Origin of the sequence: Oscillatoria sp. HE19RPO (assembly GCF_024220515.1) — a bacterium.
Lineage (GTDB): Bacteria > Cyanobacteriota > Cyanobacteriia > Cyanobacteriales > Laspinemataceae > Laspinema.
The window spans coordinates 18,111-37,974 of the sequence record NZ_JAMXOT010000135.1; the positions used below are offsets into that span (position 1 = coordinate 18,111).

Genomic DNA, 19,864 nt, shown 5'->3' on the forward strand with positions numbered 1-19,864 from the left:
TTTTCAGGTCGGGAAAAGACACAGAAGGACTGCGATCGGGTAAACTTGATTCACCGATATTCCCTTAATCAGCAAGAGCTATAAAATGGAAACCAAAAGTTTTCTTACGAATTTAGAGCGGGTCGCCGAAGTGCGAGCAGATGTGGCTAATGCGTTCAGCAAGATAGCCGATATTTTGAAAGAAGCTGAAACAGCAGGCGGTAACAAATCTGGGCAATTGGGCTTAGATCGAGAAATTGAAGATACTCAGAAAGCCAGCCAAAATTTACGGCATGGGGTCTTCCGGTTGCTGGTTTTGGGAGATATGAAGCGGGGTAAAAGTACGTTTCTCAATGCGTTAATTGGAGAGAATATCTTACCCAGTGATGTCAACCCTTGTACCGCCCTGCTGACCGTGTTGCGCTACGGACCAGAAAAGAAGGTGACGGTCTATTTCAAGGATGGAAAAAGTCCCCAAGAGCTAGATTTTAAGAGCTTTAAACAGAACTACACCATCCCTCCCTCAGAAGCGAAACAACTAGAACAGAACCAGCAACAAGCGTTTCCGGATGTAGATTATGCGGTGTTAGAGTACCCGCTATCCTTACTGCAAAAAGGGGTGGAAATTGTTGATAGTCCTGGGTTGAATGATACGGAATCGCGCAATGAATTGTCTTTAGGGTATATTAACAATTGCCACGCGATTTTATTTGTGATGAGGGCATCACAACCTTGCACCCTGGGAGAACGCCGCTATTTGGAGAATTATATTAAGGGGCGGGGATTGAGTGTGTTCTTCCTGATTAATGCTTGGGATCAGGTGCGCGAGAGTTTAATCGACCCGGATGATGAGGAAGAATTGCAGGATTCCGAGAGCCGATTGCGGCAAGTTTTTAAGGCAAATTTGGCGGAATATTGTGTGGTAGATGGGCATGATATTTATGAGGAACGGGTGTTTGAAATTTCAGCAATTCAAGCGTTGAGACGACGGATCAAGGATGCAGTCGCCTCGTTAGAGGGAACGGGATTTCCCAACTTTTTAGGGGCGCTGAATGCATTTTTAACTCAGGAACGGGCGGTTTCTGAATTGCGGCAGGCGCGAACTTTAGCGCGTCAAACCTCGACCCGAGTGCGGGAGGCGATCGCCCGCCGGATTCCGTTATTAGATGGGGATGTGAATGAGTTAAAGCAGCGGATTAGTTCCGTAGAACCGGAGTTTAAGGCTTTAACGAATATTCGCGATCGCTTCAAGGATGAAATTAAACAGGTTCGAGATAGCAAAGCGCGGGCGATCGCCGATTCATTCCGCACCTATGTTCTCAACTTAGGCAATACCTTTGAAAGCGATTTCTTAACCTATCAACCGGATATCAAATTTGGAGACTTCATCGACAAAGGCAAACGCGAGAACTTTGAAGCCCGATTCCGGCAGGCATTTGAGCAGTACATTAATGATAAATTATCCGCTTGGAGCCTCACCGCCGAACAAGAGATGAATGGGGCGTTCATCCAATTAGCCCAAAGTGCCTCCCAGTACGGCTCTGACTACACCAAAGTCACCACTAAAATTACCGAAAAACTCACCGGACAAAAAATCCATCCCGGTAGCAACAGTTTACCAGAAGATAGCTCTCCCGCCTGGGCAAATTGGGCAATGGGATTAGTTTCATTAGCCACAGGCAATCTAGCAGGAGCCGCCCTCATGGGAGCCGGTTTCGACTGGAAAAATATCCTGTTAAATATGGTAGCCGTGATTGGAATTAGTGCGGCAATTTCCACCGTGTTTGGGATTATTTTGGGGCCGATTACTTTAGCACTGGTGGGCTTAGGTGTTGGGTTATTTCAGGCCGATCGCGCTCGCATAGAAGTGGTCAAGGTAACCAAAAAAGAACTGGTCAAATATCTGCCCCAAGTCGCCGAGGAACAGTGGCAGCCGATTCACGATGCGGTTAAAGAGTGCTTTGATGCTTATGACCGCGAAGTGACTCAACGCATCGATGATGATATCAAATCCCGTCAAGCAGAATTAGATAATTTGCTGTCACAAAAGGAATCCCATGAAATTAATCGGGTCAGTGAATTAGACCGACTCAAAAAGTTAGAGGCTGATGTCAGTTTGGAGGCGCGAAATATTGAGAGCGAATATCAGGATTTACTGATTGCTGTAGGTTGAGAGACCTAACCCCCCGGCCCCCTTCCCTAGGAGGGCAGGGGGAGCAAGAGGGTCTAGGGACGAAGAGACCTAACCCCCCGGCCCCCTTCCCTAGGAGGGCAGGGGGAGCAAGAGGGTCTAGGGACGAAGAGACCTAACCCCCCGGCCCCCTTCCCTAGCAGGGCAGGGGGAGCAAGAGGGTCTAGGGACCAAGAGACCTAACCCCCCGGCCCCCTTCCCTAGCAGGGCAGGGGGAGCAAGAGGTTAGTTATTGTCAAGGATGAAATTTTACTCACGAGATCACTCATGGATAAACTACAACCTAGAAAAGAGGACCGACACATCCAGGAAGGTCGTCACAATATTGTGATTGGACAAAAGGTAAGTTCAGATAAAGTGCAGCAAGCCAGGACATTCCGCCGTCAGATGACAGAAGAAGAGAAAATTTTATGGCAATACCTGCGTGCTAATCGATTAAATGGCTGGCACTTTCGGCGACAACAGATTATTGATGGATTTATTACAGATTTCTATTGCCACGCTGCTGGATTAGTGGTAGAAGTCGATGGAAAAACTCATGAAAAGCAAATGGAATATGATTTAGAACGTGACCAAATTATCACTAGCCGTAACCTGCGTGTGCTACGAATAAAAAATGAGGAAATTAGAGAAAATATTGATCGGGTGATTATGCGTATTGCAGCAGCCTGTCAAGAAGAAACTTAACCAGCAAAACCCCTTCTCACTCCTCCAAAAGCACTTGCTTTCCAGAAGAGAGAACTCAGGAATTAATGTCTTTTCCGCAACCGGGAAAATTACCAATGAACTAATATCATCCCCCTACCAGCAATCAAAAAATTTCCTCATTCTCCCGATTCTCCCTCTCCTCGTAGGAGAGGGGCGGGGAGAGGTCCCTCCGCAATCCAAAGCGTTCCTCATTCTCCCTCTCCTCGTAGGAGAGGGCCGGGGAGAGGTCCCTCCGCAATCCAAAGCGTTCCTCATTCTCCCTCTCCTCGTAGGAGAGGGCCGGGGAGAGGTCCCTCCGCAATCCAAAGCGTTCCTTAAAATTGTTAACCCGAGGCAAAAAGATGCAGCAGGAAATTTATCAAGATGTAGTCAGGAATATCAGGGCAGCATTAGGGGCATTAGAACTGGATAAAAGTTTACCCCTGTATCAAGATAGCCTGACCATTTGCGAAGCGTTGGAAAATCCGGGCTTTCGGATTGCCGTTTTTGGTCCTTTTAATTATGGCAAATCTACCTTGCTCAATGCTTTGCTGGGACAGCGGACTTTGCCAATTGATTTAATTCCGACAACGGGGGCGGCAATTCATGTTAAATATGGGGAAGAACTGAGCGCTAAAATTACTTTAAAGGATGGACAGGTAATCAGCGATCGCGGGACGGCTATCCTCAAGCAATATGCTATTTTAGACCAAGACCGCCGGATGCGAAATGATGTCGCTCAGGTGGAGGTGTTCTGTCCCCATTCTTTCCTGCAAATTGGGGTAGAATTTTTGGATTTGCCGGGAACCAATGACCGGGAAGAACAGGATAATCTAGTCAGAAACCAACTGTTAAGCGCTGATTTAGTAGTGCAGGTACTGGATGCTCGTAAGTTGATGACCCTGGGAGAACGGGAAAATCTCCGGGATTGGCTGCTCGATCGCGGGATTGAAACGGTGGTATTTGCGGTCAATTTTATGAACTTAATGGACCCTGATGACCAAAAAGAAGTGTCCAGTCGGATGCGGTTTGTGGCGGAAAGTTTTCGCTCCAATTTGCCTCCAGGAATTAGTAATTTGTATCGAGTTGATGCTTTACCAGCCCTCAGAGCAAGACTAAAAGGGGATGCGGCAGCAGCACAGATGACAGGACTACCGATGTTTGAATCGGCGCTGCAAAGTATTGTGGCATTTCATCAAGAAAAAACTGCCAATTGGTTGCCGCGCTTAGAGGCGATCGCCGCTCAAATCTGCCAGTCTCTCACGGCAAAACTGGAAGGGGTAACTACTGAGTTAGCCGTTGCTGAAGAAAAACAGGCCAATAAAATTCAGTTGCAACAGAAGGCGGAAAAACTGATTAAACAGGGGTTTGAGGGGAGCGTTTCTGATTTGCAAAGTAAGCTGTATTTACCGAACCTGTTAAAACGATATGAACTAGAGGCGATCGCTGCACTCCAACAGGGTCAATTTCGCACCTGGGAAACGCAATCTTTTCAACCGGCAATGGTTCAATATCAGCAAGAAATTACCAATTGGGTGAATAAAGCTTGTGAGTTTTTTAATCACCCTCACCCTGGAGTATTAACCCTGAAATTTCCTGACTCTCCCTCTGTCACCGTTACCCAAACTCCCTCTACTCCTAAGTCGCCAAAACGTGCCAGCGCTATCCCGGGGGAGAAGACATTGGATTGGCTATTAGAAAGTCCTGTGGGCAATACGGTGGCTCGCAGTGCTTATTATATCTTGAATCGAATTGTTGAACCCAATTCATCCACCCCCGCCACTCCTGCCACTCCTGTGAACTCTCCTGATTTACAAACGATCTATAAAAAAGCGGTGGAGGATTATCTGACGAGGTTCAGTGAAGCGGCTTTTTTGACTCTGCAAGACTATGAAAAAATAGCCTTGTCTGTGATTCAATTTCAACCACCGAAGCCCTCATCCGAAATGATAAAACAGCGCCATCAAATTCAGTTTTTACAGAATGTATTGAATGCGTTAACTCAGGATGTGCAGTCTTTGAAAGAAACTTGAATTTACGGGAAAGTGAAGGAGTGCTATTCGGATATGGGCTAACCCCGCTGGGGCAAATTCAACTGAGGAGGTTTTGGGAATGATTGACCCGTTGGAAGCCAAATTTCAAGCATGGGAAATGGATGCAGAATTGGCCAAGCTGAAACAGATGAACTTGCGATCGCCTCCCGATGCCACAAATTCCCCTACCCCAACACCCCCGCCACCTGTCAGCGATAAAATCGCTCGGTTTTACAAAATCCTCGGACTGAACTCCAATGCTTCGTTGAAAGAGGTGAAACAAGCTTATCGAGCTTTACTGAAAAAATGGCATCCGGATTTATTTTATGATAATCCCGAACAGCAAAAAAAGGCTCAGGAAGTCATCCAAAAAATGAACGAAGTTTATGATAAAATATGTGCTGAAGTACGAGATTAAAGGTACTATATTGTCAAGTTTTTAGTAACCTAATCTCAGAGTGATTCTATTGCCGCAATCCATTAAATAGAGTCGTTTTAAAAAATATGTTCAATCGATTCCAGCCCCTGAAACTGTTATTTTTAAGACTCATCCAGGCCATTGCTCTGGTCTTGCTCTATAGCTATCTTCTATTTTTAGCCATTTATGTTGTTTTAAGGCTGATTTTTTGGGATGAACTTTGGATTGTGGCCTTGATTGGTATTCTCATTCCTTGGATTCTGTTTCCCCTGTTTCTCATCCCGGGAATTGCTGGGTTAATTCTCCGACAAAAAAGATTGACGATCGCCTCTTCCATCGTTTGCTTAATCCTGATAGGTTGGTTGCATTCAACCTATTGGTCCCCTAAACCCGCCTCGATCGCGGATGATGCCTTAACGGTCAAAATCTTATCCCTGAATCTAACTTGGCATAGTACCAAAACTGAGAGTTTAGTGGAGTTACTGCAATCCGAAACGCCGGATATTGTTTTATTGCAAGAAACCACGAAACGAAACACCCATAAAGTTGTCCCTTATGTGGAAGAATTATACCCCTACACCTTTTTTGGAAATCGAGTTGGGATGTTTAGTCGATATCCCATCGTAGACAAAAAAATGATTCACCTGGCGGAACTCGAAGAATTTCAGCAACGGGCAATTGTAGACATTGAAGGGCAGCCCGTTGTGGTGTATAATGTGCAAACCATTGCCCCTTGGATTCGGCCTCAACCCTGGATCGGAAATCTGACGATTCCCACCTACGAATACGGCGATCGCAATCTCCAAATTGCTGATTTAATCGATCGCATCCACCAAGAAACCCTACCCGTGATTGCTGCTGGCGATTTTAATCTCACCGATACATCTCAAGATTACCGACGGTTACAAACTGTCATGGAAGATGCTTACAAACACTCTGGGTATGGGTTTGGATTTACTTGGCCTTATGGATGGCCTTTAAGTGACTTGATTAAACAGATTAACTGGAGACTCACCCATCCCCTGTTCAGAATTGATCAGATTTGGTACTCTGCCGAGTGGAGTGCAACATCGAGTCAGGTTTTACCCCCTACAGGTTCGGAACATCTCCCCATAGAGGCATCTGTTACACTCCAACTGGACTAAGTTTTCATCACAGGATCACTTCCCCTGTTTTACCACGGTAACACTTCGCCATTGGCGTGCCAAAACGTACCGGAATTATCCAGGGTGAGATGATCCAGGCGCTGAATGATACCATGCGCTGCTTCCCCGGTAGAAATTCCCGTAAAATCCGTCATTCGGGTCTGAACTAACCCGGGATGTACAATCCCGACCGCGATTTTGCGAGGTTTCAAATCGATCGCCAGGGATTTCCCGGCCATACTGACAGCGACTTTCGACATCCGATACCCATAATAACCCCCGGAACTATTATCCTCAATGGAACCCATGCGACTGGTGACAATCCCAATCTTGGACCCCTGAGAGAGCAACGGGAGTAGTGCCTGAGTCACCCGCAATGTTCCCAAGGCATTGACTTCAAACTGCCGTTGAATGCTGTCAAAATCCAGGCGATCAAGGCTGTCTGCTTCTAAAATACCCGCATTATTGACCAACACATCCAAGGATATCCCCTGCAATCGCTGCACCAGTTCTTTGAGGGTTTGACTCGAAGTAATATCAATTCCAGTTTCGACGCGAATCCCTAATGCATCTAACTCCGGGGAGGACTGACGGCAAACGGCGATCGCCTGGTCCCCTCGTTCCTGTAACTGCTGGCACAAGGCTAACCCAATGCCGCGTGCAGTTCCTGTGACTAAATAAGTTGCCATGTTGGTAATCTATCTCACCCTAAATCATTCGCTCCCTATTTTAAATCAATTTGATTTATTCTTTGAGGGGCGCTTCCCCACCCTCTGAGTGCAATTCCTGACTCTCTCCTGTCTTCAGGGATTGAGCTAAGTTCGATAAAGGCTTAGAAGGATTAACATGGCGATCGCTGGGCAGTTTCGGATTTTTGATCACCATCCATTGACCCGTAATTGGGTCTCGATAAACCTCATAAGGATTTTGCCGCAATTTTTGGGTGACTGTTGTCACTTCCATTTCCTCTTCTCCTCTTCTCCTCGATTATCCCAGATGTTTATACGGAATGGGTTTAGACCATCTTTCAGCTAAAATTTTGGACCCGATTAAATCCCGGGCAACAGTCCAAACATCCCCCCGTTTTACACAGCATTGATAGGGAACTCTTCAGAATGAAGTCACCCATTGATTCAGAACTGTTCCCCCTAACCGGAGTGAACAAAACTGTAATTCCTGGATCTCCCTCTTCTTTTTCCAGTTTCCTACCGTCGGGGAACCCTTGATGAGGAACTGTGCCACTTCTTAAGGGGGACCAGATTTAACCCGGGGTTTTTTAGAGTAGCGGGTTAAATCATCTATTGAGAGATGACCCGATGATGACCCGATGCACGGGTAGAATAATTTCACTGAAATAGAGCCTGATTGATTCCTTGATCCGATCAGGTGGGTAGAACCCGGAACAAATGCAGTAACCGCAGATTTAACTCGATCTTCCCTCTAGAGAGCGATCGCCCGAGTCATTCTCAGACCCCTCCCCTCCCAACAAGGAAAGCGGACAGGGCAGAAATTATTATAAAGATTATTTCACCCGATCGCATCCCATCTACAACTTCCTGCTGAAATTGGCTAAAAAAGCGTTAGGCTTATTTGGGTTATAACCTTAGGGGCGATCGGGGCATCCAGTGATGAGGGTTGTCACCCACCTCCCCCCCTCGCAACGCCCCCACTAAACTTTTGAAAACCATTACTGCTTTATTTTAATAAATCTTTCACTTTCATCCGTAGCTCGGTTCAGTTAAATGTAGTAAATGTAGGTAGAATTTGCCTGAGATGTTTTTTGTCTTGCAACTGAGTTTATTCTGATGCCTTACCAGCTCTACCATCTGGTTGCTTTTATCGTCGCCGCCCTTGTTGTCCTTGCAACGACGCCGGTGGTCAAAAAAATTGGGATTAAAAGTGGCCGAGTTGATCTTCCCTCAGAACGCAAGGTACACCGCCAGCCAATGGTGCGCTTGGGAGGCGTATCAATCTTCCTAGGGACAACCCTAGCCCTATTAATCGTCTGGTGGATGGGTGGATTTGGCGTCTTGCCCACTCCAAAAGAGTACGAAATTTGGGGCCTCACCCTAGGCGGCCTTGCCTTTTTCGCGATCGGACTTGCTGACGATTTATACGGACTCTCTCCGTTGTTACGACTCCTATTACAAACCATCTGTGCTAGTGGGGCTTGGGCAGTCGGGGTTCAAATTGAATTTTTAACCATTCCCTTTCTGGGATTAGTTAAATTCCCTGACTTGATTAGCTATCCCATCACCGTGATCTGGCTGGTTGGTATGACCAATGCCATTAACTGGATCGATGGATTAGATGGTTTGGCGGCAGGTGTTTCTGGCATTGCCGCCTTAGTCATGCTCATGGTGAGTCTGTTTATGCATCAACCCGCCGCCGCGTTGATTGCCGCTGCCTTAGCCGGTGCCACCTTGGGCTTCCTCCGGTACAACTTTAATCCGGCCCAAATTTTCATGGGGGATGGTGGCTCCTATTTTATTGGCTTCACCCTGGCGGGGGTCGGGGTAGTGGGTTTGGTGAAAACCACGGCTGTTACGGCGGTGGTTCTGCCTTATATCATTCTAGCGGTGCCGATTTTGGATATGTCAGCGGTGATTGTCGATCGCATTCGCAATGGCAAATCTCCCTTTACCGCCGATAAACGCCATCTGCACCACCGTCTCCTTGAAGCGGGACTCTCCCATCGCTTAACCGTTCTGTTTATTTACGCCCTAACCATTTGGGTCGGTAGTATAGCCTTGGCATTTGCCGGGATTCCCAGTGGCATCGCCTACGCTTTTGCGGCAACGGCTTTACTCAGCTATGCCAGTTGGAAGGTGAAGAAACACGCGAGGTTATAACCCTGAACCCGGGAACAGTCACGCCCCTGCCTGTCTATCATGTAAACTCTATTTTCAAACATTCATGAGTGCTGAGATTATTTGTGTTGGCACAGAATTGCTGTTAGGAGATATTCTTAACAGCAACTCTCAATTTTTAGCGAAACAACTGGCGGGACTGGGTATCCCTCATTATTTTCAAACCGTGGTCGGGGACAATCCAGACCGCATTAAACAGGTGGTGGCGATCGCCGTTGAGCGTTCTGCCCAAATTCTCATCTTTACCGGCGGTCTCGGCCCCACCCCCGATGACCTCACCCACGAAACCCTCGCGGCTTGTTTTGGGGTGGAAATGGTCCAAAGACCGGACATTCTCGAAGGTCTGATCCAAAAATATGCCTCTCGCGGTCGGCCTATGGCACTCAGCAATCGCAAACAAGCCTCAATTCCTGCCGGTGCGGAGATTTTACCCAATCCCCTCGGCACGGCCCCGGGCATCATCTGGCAGCCTCGCCCTAATTTGACGATTTTGACCTTTCCTGGAGTTCCCAAGGAAATGTACCGAATGTGGCAAGAAACGGCTGTCCCGTACCTGAAAGCCCAAGGCTGGGGTCAGGATATTATCTACAGTCGAATGTTGAAATTTTGGGGCGTTTCTGAGTCGGTTTTAGCGGAAAAAGTGGCTCCGTTACTGGATTTGACCAATCCCACGGTGGCTCCTTATGCCCTCAATGGTGAGGTCAGACTCCGGGTTTCCGCCCGCGCCTCCAATGAAACCGCAGCACAAGCAGCGATCGCCCCAGTGCAGCAACAGATTCAAGTGATCGCTGGATTTGACTATTTTGGGTATGACCAGGATACCCTCGCTTCAGTGGTGGGTGAGTTACTCCTCCAACAGGGCCAAACCCTCGCCGTGGCCGAATCCTGTACCGGGGGAAGTATCGGCAGTCTCCTCACCGCCATTTCCGGCAGTTCTCGCTATTTCTTAGGCGGGGTGATTGCTTATGACAATTCGGTAAAAATCGGGCTTCTGGATGTCAACTCAGCGGATTTAGCCCGGGAAGGTGCTGTCAGTGACATTGTGGCTCAACAAATGGCCCTCGGGGTCCGCGCTAAATTAGGTGCAACTTGGGGTCTGAGTGTGACGGGGATTGCGGGTCCTGGCGGTGGCAGCGAGACCAAACCTGTGGGGTTAGTTTATATCGGGTTAGCTGGACCCAACCGTGAGGTGGAAAGTTTTGAATTCCGCTTGAGCGCGTTCCAAGAAAGGGACTTGATTCGTCATTACAGCGCCGAAAGTGCTCTGGACTGCCTCAGAAGAAAAATGTTAAGAATAGCTTAACATTCTTAATATTTGTGACAAGACGCTACCTGTAGCGTCTGGATTTTCAAAAATTCCTACATATAGGGAGTGGCCTGAGCTAACGGCCTGGGGCCGATCCCCAAAAGGCGGTTTTGTACGGTTGAGTGTACTTGCTCATTTCTCAGGATTCGTTATGATCAAAGAAACAGAGTGATTCCAATTCTGTGACAGACGGCACTCAGAAACTGCCGTCAAGTAGTAGAGCGATAGCCTGGACTCAAGGAGCTGTCTTTTCAATGGATTATATAGATAACCTAATCGACAAATTAAAAGAATGGGCGCGCAAAATTATTGAGGCCCTTCTCGGTCCAGAGGCAGAACCGGAACCGGAACCGATTCCTATTCCAGTCAACGAACCCCGTCGGCGTCGGTAAATTTATAGTGTTAAAGGCGTAGGCATCTGCGATTGCTGAATATATTGGTACTGCACGGACCAAACTTAAATCTCCTGGGTCAACGAGAGCCAGGAGTCTATGGTAGCGCGACGTTAGAAGATATTAATCGCTTGCTGGAAACAGAGGCCCAGGCTTTGCAAGTGAAGCTGTCTGCGTTGCAATCCAATCATGAGGGGGTACTGGTTGATGCGATCCATGCCGCCAGGGACCAGCACTCAGGTCTGTTGATTAATGCTGGGGCTTATACTCATACGAGTGTGGCCATCCGAGATGCGATCGCCGGGGTTAATCTTCCCACCGTGGAGGTTCACCTGAGCAATATTTATCGCCGTGAACCGTTTCGCCATCACTCCTATATTGCGGCGATCGCCATCGGGCAAATTAGCGGGTTTGGTCCCGATAGTTATCGCCTGGGACTTCAGGCGTTGGTCCATCATCTCCGAGAAAACAACCCATCCGGTTAATCTCCCCCTGATGGGGATTTCTTCCGAGAGGTGGGCGGCACTTCAGTCCCATCTCTCATCTTTACGATCGGGCGATCGGCTTTTACTGTTGTGCTTTTTATTTACTCAATATATTGCAGATTGCCAACATCAGATTAATATATAGAGCATTCAAGATACCAGACCCTCTTAAAAATCTATGGCTATCAAAAAAGTGATGAATTAGCAGATTCTCGAACAGGACTTAAGCCTAAATACCTAAATGTAGCGCTATCCCAGGGACTTCCCCCTACATTTAGGTATTTAGGCTTAAGTACCCTTTGTCTGGGGTTCAATATAAAATTTCCTTAATCCCTTCCCTAAAAGTTAAAGAAATGTTACAAAAGCAGGCATAATAGGTTCAAGATTAATCCCCTGGCCCCTTTAAAAAGAGAAAAATCACTGCAATGCTTGCTGATTCATTTCCTTGGTTAACTACTATATTTGCTCTGCCCCTAGTGGCGGCCTTACTGGTTCCAGTGATCCCCGATCGCGATGGAAACGTATTGCGCTGGTATGCAACCGGCGTGGCGATCGCCGACTTCGCCCTGATGTGCCTCCTCTTCTGGCAACATTACGATCCCCAGATTTCCGGCTTTCAACTCGTCGAACAATTTAGCTGGATTCCCCAACTCGGCATCAGTTGGACCGTCTCCGTCGATGGCATCTCCATGCCCTTGGTCCTCCTAGCCGGATTCGTCACCAGCATGGCCCTGCTGTCCGCATGGCAAGTAGACCGCAAACCGCGAATGTTCTACTTCCTGATGCTGGTGTTATATGCAGCCCAGGTGGGGGTATTCATCGCCCAAGACCTGCTGCTATTCTTCATCATGTGGGAAATCGAACTCGTCCCCGTCTATCTCCTCGTCTGTATCTGGGGCGGACCGAAACGGCAATATGCTGCTATCAAATTTCTACTCTACACCGCAGCAGCCTCCATCTTTATTCTAATTGCCGGACTCGCTTTAGCCCTCTCTGGACCCGGCCCTGTTTCTTTTGATATTGCAGATATCGCCTTAAAAGAGTTCCCCTTGGCCCTGCAACTGCCCCTTTATGCGGGTTTATTAATTGCCTTTGGCGTCAAACTCGCTGCCTTCCCCTTCCATACCTGGCTGCCTGACGCCCACGGCGAAGCATCCGCCCCCGTGTCCATGATTTTGGCTGGGGTGTTATTAAAAATGGGTGCGTATGGATTAATGCGAATGAACATGGGATTACTGCCCGATGCTCATGTTTATTTTGCCCCGGTTTTGGTCACCTTGGGAGTGGTTAATATTGTTTACGGGGCCTTAACTTCCTTTGCCCAAACCAACATGAAACGGCGACTGGCTTACTCGTCCGTTTCCCACATGGGATTTGTGTTAATTGGGATTGCCTCCTTCACCGATTTAGGGATTAATGGGGCGATGTTGCAGATGATTTCCCACGGATTAATTGCCTCGGTGTTGTTTTTCTTAACTGGGGTAACTTACGACAGAACTCATACCATGACCATGCAAGATATGGGGGGAATTGGGATTTTCATGCCCAAAGTTTTTGCCCTCTATACTGCCGGTGCAATGGCATCTCTGGCCCTACCGGGAATGAGTGGATTTGCCAGTGAGGTGACGGTCTTTATTGGGATTGCCACCAGTGATTTTTATAGCTTGACTTTCCGGATTGCTGTGGTCTTTCTGGCGGCCATTGGGGTGATTTTAACCCCGATTTATTTGCTGTCGATGGTCCGCCAAGTGTTTCACGGGTCCTTCTACGGGTCGAAGGAAATTCCGGCTTGTGACATCACGGATCCGGAGTTACGGGAAGACTTCATTGAAAACCAAGCGGCAGTTTGTTTTGGGACGAATTGTATCTTACCGGGAGAAGCGGCGTTTATTGATAGTCGCCCTCGGGAAGTAGCGATCGCCTTGAGTTTTTTGGTAGCGATCGTGGCGATCGGTTGTTATCCCAAAATTGCCATGCAGGTGTATGACAATACCACCGTGGCGATTAATAGCGTAGCGACCCAAGCCTACGCCCAGGTGCGATCGGGCGAAACCATCGGCTTCAAGGCACCCAGCCTCACCCCAATGGCAAAAATCGCCGAATTCACTCCAGATTAATCGAATAAGCATTCTGCTCAAACCCCATTTAAGGGGTAAAATCATGAAAATGCGGGTATCTTGCTACAGTGAGATACCCGCATTTTCTAATGGTTCTGGAGATTAGAGAACTCCAAAAAATAAAATCTCCAAAACGTTCGTTCGTAGTAGCCCCGTCAATGTAGGGGCGCAATGCTTGCGCCCAAGGGCGCAAGCATTGCGCCCCTACACATATCAGTTTAACGGTTGGATGATTTATATTTTGCAAACCCCTTAGAGAATCACCTTCACCAATTGAGATAAGTCAGTCACGGTTTTAAGGGCGGTATCGGCAATAATTTGATGACTCACAGTGGTGGGATGGACGTCATCCCAATATAGGAAAGTATTGGGGTCACTTCCGGGGGATTGTAGGGCGGGGTCAGTGACATTTGTAAATCCGTATTGATTCGGATTGGCGATCGCATCATTGACCAATCCATTAACATCAACCAGAATAATATTGATATTTGGGTTTTGGTCCAAATTAGCCATTGCTGCGGCTAAGGCTGCATTATGAGCATTCGACAGTTGGGAGAGAAATTGCTGCGCTTGCGGTCCCCGATTTCTGACTCCGGGAGTCTTACCCAAGTCCGGGAGGTTCATCACCATAAAATTGCGAGCCCCATCATTTGCCAGTTGAGTCACCGCATTCACGACATTATTCACCGGAATATTGATATCCGTCACCCCAGCTTCCAGGTAATCATTGGAACCCGCCCAAATTGTGTAAAGTCCATTCGGATTCGAGGTCGGCGTTTGGGCGAGAAAAGCATTGATTTGGGTTTGCAAACCCGGTAAACTAGGTAACTCAGGATTTCGCAAATTCACGATATTAAGCTCTCCACTGGTTGCCCCCCCCAAAGCAATATTGGTTTGGGGATTCACCGCTAACCCGAGACGAGAGGGAAGAAGTTCTGACCAGACGGGTCCATTACTAAATCTGCCATTGTCATAAAGGGATTCTGGGGGAAATAATCCCAGGGTTAAGGCAAACAAATTCCCATCATCAGAAAGGCTGTCGCCGAAGACATACATTTCATTAAACAAGCGACGAGGCAGACGACCCTCAGACTGACCGAAATTGATAAAATGGGCGATCGCTGTCGTCTCTCCTCGGGAAACCACCTCAGCAACCCCAGGGTTTTGTTCCAGATAATAACGCCGATCAAAAAAGGCGACGGGACTGCGACCTTCCTGGGCCCCAAATGTGATATAGTGAGCGAAGAAACCTGTCAGCGGGTCTTGACGAACCGCCTCGGCTACATCGGGATTGGTTTGGGCGTAAAAGTTGGTATTAAAAAAGGGAGTTGGATCTCGACCTTCCCGGTGTCCGAAATTAATAAAATGGTCAAACGCCGTCAGATTGGGGGAAATCGCAGCCGCTACATCAGGATTTTGAGAGAGATAGTAATCCGTCTGAAACAACGCACTCGGGTCCCGGTTTTCTTGGTCTCCAAACGCAAAAAAGTGCTGGGCCGCACTACTAAATATCCCATTGGCAACGGCTGCGGCTACATCAGAATTTCGGGACAAATAAAACCCTTCGTCAAATAGGGTCATTGCAGATAACATAGGTTCCAGTTACTCCTACAACAGGGTAAATCAGATTTTTTAAAGATCTAGGGTTATCCTAACCTACAAATGGGGTTTTTAGGAAATTTGCCTTAGAGGATTGTATAAGTAGTAGCTTCAAGGGTTGCATCACCAACCCGCGTAGTTAGGTTGAAGCATCTGACGAGAAGAGTGACGCCCCTACTCGTTGCCTAAACTATGCAAAAAGTCCGCGAGTAACAGTTGGTTCTGAAAAGTGGCACGGATTGAATCTCCATTGTTATAATCAATCACCACCTCAAACCGTTGAAAATCACCTTTAGGGTTTTTTAAGTCTAGGGTTTTGAGGGAGGCGATCGCCTCTTGCGGGCGAGTAAACTCATAGCGGGTTCCGACTAAAAAGGTAAGTTGTAAGTCCTGAATCTTTTCGAGAAATACGCACAGAGTCTATCCTAATTAAGGGAATTCCACCTCATAAAATTTCTCTGTTAATAGCTTGAAGGGCACGGCTTCTGCCGTGTCCTTCAGAGGGGTTCACCCGTGAGTTGGGGGTGCAGTGTGAGCGAGGATTTTGCCGATTTCAGCGGTTTCCATCCACCATTGTTCTTTAGGGCGTTGGTGTTCTTTGTCTACCATGCGCGGAATCATGCCTAGGTCAATAAATCGCACATTCCCGGCTTCGGTTCCCATAAAAGCCCCGGTGGGTGTAGGTCTTTGGGCTTGTTCGATGAGAAAGTCGAGACCGATCGCCGAGAAGCGGGTGGCTTGGATGCGATCGAAGGGGGTGGGGTCGCCGCCTTGTTGCAGATGGCCTAAAATGGCTTCTCTCACTTGAAATACTTCTTTTCCTTCTTCCGCAAACAAATCACAGATAAAGTCGCTATCATACACCGGATGGGCATTTTCATTACAGATAATTAAACCCACTCGTTTCCCTTGTTTAAATCCAGAAATCAGGGTAGAGAGGTCGGATTGCAAGTCAGTGAGAGCCACCCCTTCCTCATTAATATACACCCGTTCCGCCCCAGTTGCCAAGCCACTCATCACCGCTAAATAGCCGCAGTATCGTCCCATCACTTTCACTAAAAAACAGCGGTTGGAAGCAACCGCAGATTGCTTGATTTTATCCACCGCTTCGATGATATTATTCAAAGCCGTATCGGCCCCAATACTCAGTTCACACCCTGGGAGATTATTGTTAATCGAGGCAGGAATACAGAGGATGGGGATGTTGAAGGCGGGGAAGGTTTCACATTGGGAATAGAGTTGATAGGCGGCTTGATAGCCACTCCACCCGCCAATAATCAACAGTCCATTAATGTCATGGCGTTCGATTTGACGGGCGATCGCATAAAAGTCTTTGCTTTGGGGAATCTTGCGGCTAGTCCCCAACTCAGAACCGCCCGTCGTCGCCCATCCTCGCACACTTAACCAGTTTAATTCTTTAATGTGTCCCTCAATTAAGCCGCGAAATCCATGTTCGACCCCTAACATCGTATGTCCTTTGTCGATCGCCAGTCGGACAGCAGCGCGCACAGCGGTATTCATTCCTGGGGCGGTTGCGCCACAGTTGAGGATAGCGAATCTCAAGGGTTTGCCTTCCCGGGGTTCGGGGGTACTGGGTTTAGCTTGCATCAGGGTATGCAAAATTTGATAGGCATTTTTGAAGTTCTCTCCCCGCAAATCCATCGCTTTGGCGTAATCTCCATCGGCGATCGCCTGACTCACCGCATGGGTTTGTTCCACACAATGCATCAACGGCGCTTGATAAACCCGATTTCCCCGCATTCCAATCAGCACGGATTCGCTGTCTGGGGTGGCCGTTTGAAAGGCATTAACCGCCGCATGACCTAACAAAGTGCTTAAATTGCGGTCAAATGCCGTGGGCGACCCTCCCCGTTGCACATGGCCTAAAATCGTGACTCGCGCATCTTCCCCGAGTTTTTCTTCCAACACTTGTCGCACATATTCACAAGAAATCGGGTTGCCGAGACGGTCTTTCGCACCTTCGGCGACAATCACAATGGTATCCCGACGCCCGGATTCTCGACCCGCTTGGAGCACTTGGCACATTTTTTCCTCCCAGCAATCCCCCTCGGGAGGACATTCGGGAATCAATACCCAGTCTGCACCCGTGGCTAATGCCCCCATTAACGCCAGATAGCCGCAATGCCGTCCCATCACTTCCACGACAAAGGTGCGTTGATGACTGGCAGCAGTCGAGGAAATCGAGTCTACGGCTTCGGTTAAGCGGTGGAGGGCGGTATCGGTCCCGATCGTCATGTCACTGCCATACATATCATTATCAATGGATGCCGCTAATCCGACAATGGTTAAGTGGCGGTGACGTTCGGCAACTTCGGCCTCAATCTCACCTCGTTCTAAAAGTTCTGCGACTAATTCCGGCCATTCACTGCGGAACAAGTGAGCGCCTGTGAGACTGCCATCCCCCCCGATCGCCACTAATCCATCAATATCATTGGCTAACAGATTCCGAACCGCCTGCAACCGGCCTTCCCTTGTCCGAAACTGGGCCGATCGCGCCGTTCCGATGATTGTCCCCCCTTTATGCAAGATTCCCGCCACGTCATACCAATGGAGTTGGCGAATACAAGCCTCCGCATCCGGGGCCACACGGCGCGGGTTTTCTAGGTCGCATTGTCCCCCCTCCACCATCCCCTGATAGCCTTCATAAATGGCAAATACATCAATTCCCTGGGCGATCGCCGACCGAACCACGGACCTAACCGCAGCATTCATTCCCGGCGAGTCTCCCCCACTGGTTAATACGCCTAGTCTTTTTCTCTGATGCATGAACTTCTCCTTAAGTTAGGGTTGATTCGATGAACTTGAACCGGCAAGATTCCAGAACTTTATCTTGCATTTTAAAATTTAACTGGCTTTTTTAGTTTGGTGGGGCCGGGGGTTTGGTGATGATTTTTTCATATTTTTTAATAAATTTGGGGTGATATTGAGCAGAAGTGGGGAGGAAACGACTGAAGTCGTGACGTTGAACAAGAGGGATAACGACTGAAGTCGTGACGTTGAACAAGAGGGATAACGACTGAAGTCGTGACGTTGAACAAGAGGGATAACGACTGAAGTCGTGACGTTGAACATTGACAAGATAACGACTGAAGTCGTGACGTTGAACAAGAACGTTGAACTGTGCCGATTTCGTGATTCTGCGGATCATAGGGACAAAAAAAAGGCGGCAATGCCGCCAGATGGGGATTTCCTGACATTGGGAAAATAAGTCAGGGGAGAAAATTGCTTAGACAGTGGAAGCGGTGACGATCGCCTGATCGTAATCGAAACTTTGAATCACTTTCATGTATTGCGCCCGTTCATAGGCACTGCGATCGGCCACATTCATCTGACTCATGGTCCCGATCGCCTGTTTCACCGAGTGATATTCATGTTCCTCTAACCACTCCACCAGTTCCCGTTCAATTTCCCGCAGATGTCCGATGCCGTGGCGCAACAGGGGAGAACAGACTTGGGTCACTTTCGCCCCCACCATCAACATTTTCACCGCATCCCGTCCTTTTTGAATGCCCGTGGTTGCGGCAAGGTCAGCATTGATGCGACCATAGAGCAATCCCAGCCAGCGCATGGGGAGTAGGGATTCCTGATGATTGCTCAACACGAGATGGGGCCACACTTCCAGTTCTTCCGGGGAAATATCCGCCTGCATGAAGCGGTTAAACAAAATTAACCCATTGGCACCGGCTTGATCCAGGCGCATCGCCATATTTCCTAAATTGGTGAAAAATGGGCTAAGTTTCACCGCCAGGGGAATGGTGACATCCGCGCGCACCGCTTCTACAATGGAGAGATAATCTTCCTCAATTTGCGCCCCGGTGAGGTCAGCATCCGTGGGGATACTATAGATATTTAATTCCAAAGCATCCGCCCCAGCTTCCTGGATTTGTTGAGAATAATCCACCCAATCGCCCAAGGTAGAACCATTCAACGAGGCAATAATCGGAATTCCCACACTCTCTTTCGCTTGGCGAATATGTTCCAGATAAGTTTCCGGTCCCACATGATAGGTATCGGGCTCAGGGAAATAAGTGAGGGCTTCTGCAAAACTTTCGGTATGGGAAATCGTGTGATGATGGAGTTCGTGTTGTTCAATTTTGAGTTGTTCGGCAAAGATACTATGGAGGACTATTGCCCCTGCGCCTGCATCTTCTAACCGTTTGATGTTGTCTAAATCTTCGGTTAGGGGTGCGGCAGCCGATGGCATTAAGGGGGATTTCAGTTGTAAGCCGAGATATTCTGTACTCAGATCCATTATGTTATGTTCTCCTGTTATGGAAATGGGAGAGATTTTTGTAGTAACGACTTCAGTCGTTCTCTTTGTTCGTAGTAACGACTTCAGTCGTTCTCTTTGTTCGTAGTAACGACTTCAGTCGTTATTTCCGGTATGGGTGAAATATAATTTCTTCCTCATACTCTTGAGAAGAACCCCACCCTAGCCCTCCCCTTGCCAAGGGGAGGGGACCGGATTAGCCTGATATCTTGGGAAGAACCCCACCCTAACCCTCCCCTTGCTAAGGGGAGGGGACCGGACTGGATTAGCCCGCGCAGGCGGGCTTTGTTCGTGTAGCCCCAGGCTTTAGCCTGCGGGGGCACAGGGAAGAACCCCACCCTAACCCTCCCC

Annotated in this window: 16 protein-coding genes; 10 read left to right on the forward strand and 6 right to left on the reverse strand. The window is 48.2% G+C overall.

The window, feature by feature from the left end; genetic code table 11:
- Nucleotides 1-85 precede the first annotated feature (85 nt).
- Nucleotides 86-2,152, forward strand: coding sequence for a dynamin family protein (locus NG833_RS12985; RefSeq protein WP_254565709.1), 2,067 nt, complete (start codon nt 86-88; stop codon nt 2,150-2,152).
- 285 nt (nt 2,153-2,437) lie between these two features.
- Complete coding sequence (locus NG833_RS12990; protein WP_254565710.1) at nt 2,438-2,857, forward strand: endonuclease domain-containing protein; 420 nt, start codon at nt 2,438-2,440, stop codon at nt 2,855-2,857.
- A gap of 124 nt (nt 2,858-2,981) precedes the next feature.
- On the opposite strand, the gene NG833_RS12995 is transcribed toward NG833_RS12990, so the two are convergent.
- A complete protein-coding gene (locus NG833_RS12995; RefSeq protein ID WP_254565711.1) occupies nt 2,982-3,215 on the reverse strand; it encodes a hypothetical protein in 234 nt (77 codons plus the stop codon).
- Nucleotides 3,216-3,219: 4 nt separating this feature from the next.
- On the opposite strand from NG833_RS12995, the gene NG833_RS13000 reads away from it, so the two are divergent.
- From NG833_RS13000 to NG833_RS13010, 3 genes are all read left to right on the forward strand, one after another.
- Nucleotides 3,220-4,890: a dynamin family protein gene (locus tag NG833_RS13000; RefSeq protein WP_254565712.1), complete on the forward strand. Its 1,671-nt coding sequence runs from the start codon at nt 3,220-3,222 to the stop codon at nt 4,888-4,890.
- 79 nt (nt 4,891-4,969) lie between these two features.
- Nucleotides 4,970-5,308 (forward strand): DnaJ domain-containing protein, encoded by a 339-nt coding sequence (locus NG833_RS13005; RefSeq protein ID WP_254565713.1) that lies wholly within the window; start codon nt 4,970-4,972, stop codon nt 5,306-5,308.
- Between the two features lie 86 nt (nt 5,309-5,394).
- Nucleotides 5,395-6,453 carry an endonuclease/exonuclease/phosphatase family protein gene (locus NG833_RS13010; RefSeq protein WP_254565714.1) on the forward strand — a complete coding sequence of 353 codons (1,059 nt, stop codon included), beginning with the start codon at nt 5,395-5,397 and terminating at the stop codon, nt 6,451-6,453.
- A 29-nt stretch (nt 6,454-6,482) separates the two neighbouring features.
- Here NG833_RS13010 and NG833_RS13015 read toward each other — a convergent pair whose 3' ends face one another.
- Nucleotides 6,483-7,142, reverse strand: coding sequence for an SDR family oxidoreductase (locus tag NG833_RS13015; RefSeq protein WP_254565715.1), 660 nt, complete (start codon nt 7,140-7,142; stop codon nt 6,483-6,485).
- A gap of 55 nt (nt 7,143-7,197) precedes the next feature.
- On the reverse strand, nt 7,198-7,416 hold the full coding sequence (locus NG833_RS13020; protein ID WP_254565716.1) for a hypothetical protein: 219 nt from the start codon (nt 7,414-7,416) through the stop codon (nt 7,198-7,200).
- Nucleotides 7,417-8,258: 842 nt separating this feature from the next.
- Here NG833_RS13020 and NG833_RS13025 point away from each other — a divergent pair.
- The 5 genes from NG833_RS13025 to NG833_RS13045 all read left to right on the forward strand — a co-directional run bounded on the left by NG833_RS13025 (nt 8,259) and on the right by NG833_RS13045 (nt 13,623).
- The gene (locus NG833_RS13025) at nt 8,259-9,305 is read left to right on the forward strand and encodes a glycosyltransferase family 4 protein (protein WP_254565717.1); all 1,047 of its coding nucleotides are present in this window, start codon (nt 8,259-8,261) and stop codon (nt 9,303-9,305) included.
- A 64-nt stretch (nt 9,306-9,369) separates the two neighbouring features.
- A complete protein-coding gene (locus NG833_RS13030; protein ID WP_254565718.1) occupies nt 9,370-10,626 on the forward strand; it encodes a competence/damage-inducible protein A in 1,257 nt (418 codons plus the stop codon).
- 257 nt (nt 10,627-10,883) lie between these two features.
- Nucleotides 10,884-11,021, forward strand: a complete 138-nt coding sequence (locus NG833_RS13035) for a hypothetical protein (RefSeq protein WP_015151235.1) — start codon at nt 10,884-10,886, stop codon at nt 11,019-11,021.
- A gap of 32 nt (nt 11,022-11,053) precedes the next feature.
- Nucleotides 11,054-11,506: a type II 3-dehydroquinate dehydratase gene (gene aroQ / locus NG833_RS13040; protein ID WP_254565719.1), complete on the forward strand. Its 453-nt coding sequence runs from the start codon at nt 11,054-11,056 to the stop codon at nt 11,504-11,506.
- Nucleotides 11,507-11,931: 425 nt separating this feature from the next.
- Entirely contained in the window at nt 11,932-13,623 is a 1,692-nt protein-coding gene (locus NG833_RS13045; RefSeq protein ID WP_254565720.1) for an NAD(P)H-quinone oxidoreductase subunit 4, read from the forward strand.
- A 252-nt stretch (nt 13,624-13,875) separates the two neighbouring features.
- On the opposite strand, the gene NG833_RS13050 is transcribed toward NG833_RS13045, so the two are convergent.
- The 3 genes from NG833_RS13050 to NG833_RS13060 all read right to left on the reverse strand — a co-directional run bounded on the left by NG833_RS13050 (nt 13,876) and on the right by NG833_RS13060 (nt 19,495).
- Nucleotides 13,876-15,216: an SGNH/GDSL hydrolase family protein gene (locus NG833_RS13050; RefSeq protein ID WP_254565721.1), complete on the reverse strand. Its 1,341-nt coding sequence runs from the start codon at nt 15,214-15,216 to the stop codon at nt 13,876-13,878.
- Between the two features lie 513 nt (nt 15,217-15,729).
- Nucleotides 15,730-18,009 (reverse strand): 6-phosphofructokinase, encoded by a 2,280-nt coding sequence (locus NG833_RS13055; protein ID WP_254565722.1) that lies wholly within the window; start codon nt 18,007-18,009, stop codon nt 15,730-15,732.
- A 460-nt stretch (nt 18,010-18,469) separates the two neighbouring features.
- Nucleotides 18,470-19,495: a dihydroorotate dehydrogenase-like protein gene (locus tag NG833_RS13060; RefSeq protein ID WP_254565723.1), complete on the reverse strand. Its 1,026-nt coding sequence runs from the start codon at nt 19,493-19,495 to the stop codon at nt 18,470-18,472.
- Nucleotides 19,496-19,864 lie beyond the last annotated feature (369 nt).

Coding starts and splice junctions, on each gene's coding strand:
- NG833_RS12985 (WP_254565709.1), top strand. CDS start 86: ATGGAAACCAAAAGTTTTCTTACGAATTTAGAGCGGGTCGCCGAAGTG.
- NG833_RS12990 (WP_254565710.1), top strand. CDS start 2,438: ATGGATAAACTACAACCTAGAAAAGAGGACCGACACATCCAGGAAGGT.
- NG833_RS13000 (WP_254565712.1), top strand. CDS start 3,220: ATGCAGCAGGAAATTTATCAAGATGTAGTCAGGAATATCAGGGCAGCA.
- NG833_RS13005 (WP_254565713.1), top strand. CDS start 4,970: ATGATTGACCCGTTGGAAGCCAAATTTCAAGCATGGGAAATGGATGCA.
- NG833_RS13010 (WP_254565714.1), top strand. CDS start 5,395: ATGTTCAATCGATTCCAGCCCCTGAAACTGTTATTTTTAAGACTCATC.
- NG833_RS13015 (WP_254565715.1), bottom strand. CDS start 7,142: ATGGCAACTTATTTAGTCACAGGAACTGCACGCGGCATTGGGTTAGCC.
- NG833_RS13020 (WP_254565716.1), bottom strand. CDS start 7,416: ATGGAAGTGACAACAGTCACCCAAAAATTGCGGCAAAATCCTTATGAG.
- NG833_RS13025 (WP_254565717.1), top strand. CDS start 8,259: ATGCCTTACCAGCTCTACCATCTGGTTGCTTTTATCGTCGCCGCCCTT.
- NG833_RS13030 (WP_254565718.1), top strand. CDS start 9,370: ATGAGTGCTGAGATTATTTGTGTTGGCACAGAATTGCTGTTAGGAGAT.
- NG833_RS13035 (WP_015151235.1), top strand. CDS start 10,884: ATGGATTATATAGATAACCTAATCGACAAATTAAAAGAATGGGCGCGC.
- NG833_RS13045 (WP_254565720.1), top strand. CDS start 11,932: ATGCTTGCTGATTCATTTCCTTGGTTAACTACTATATTTGCTCTGCCC.
- NG833_RS13050 (WP_254565721.1), bottom strand. CDS start 15,216: ATGTTATCTGCAATGACCCTATTTGACGAAGGGTTTTATTTGTCCCGA.
- NG833_RS13055 (WP_254565722.1), bottom strand. CDS start 18,009: ATGCATCAGAGAAAAAGACTAGGCGTATTAACCAGTGGGGGAGACTCG.
- NG833_RS13060 (WP_254565723.1), bottom strand. CDS start 19,495: ATGGATCTGAGTACAGAATATCTCGGCTTACAACTGAAATCCCCCTTA.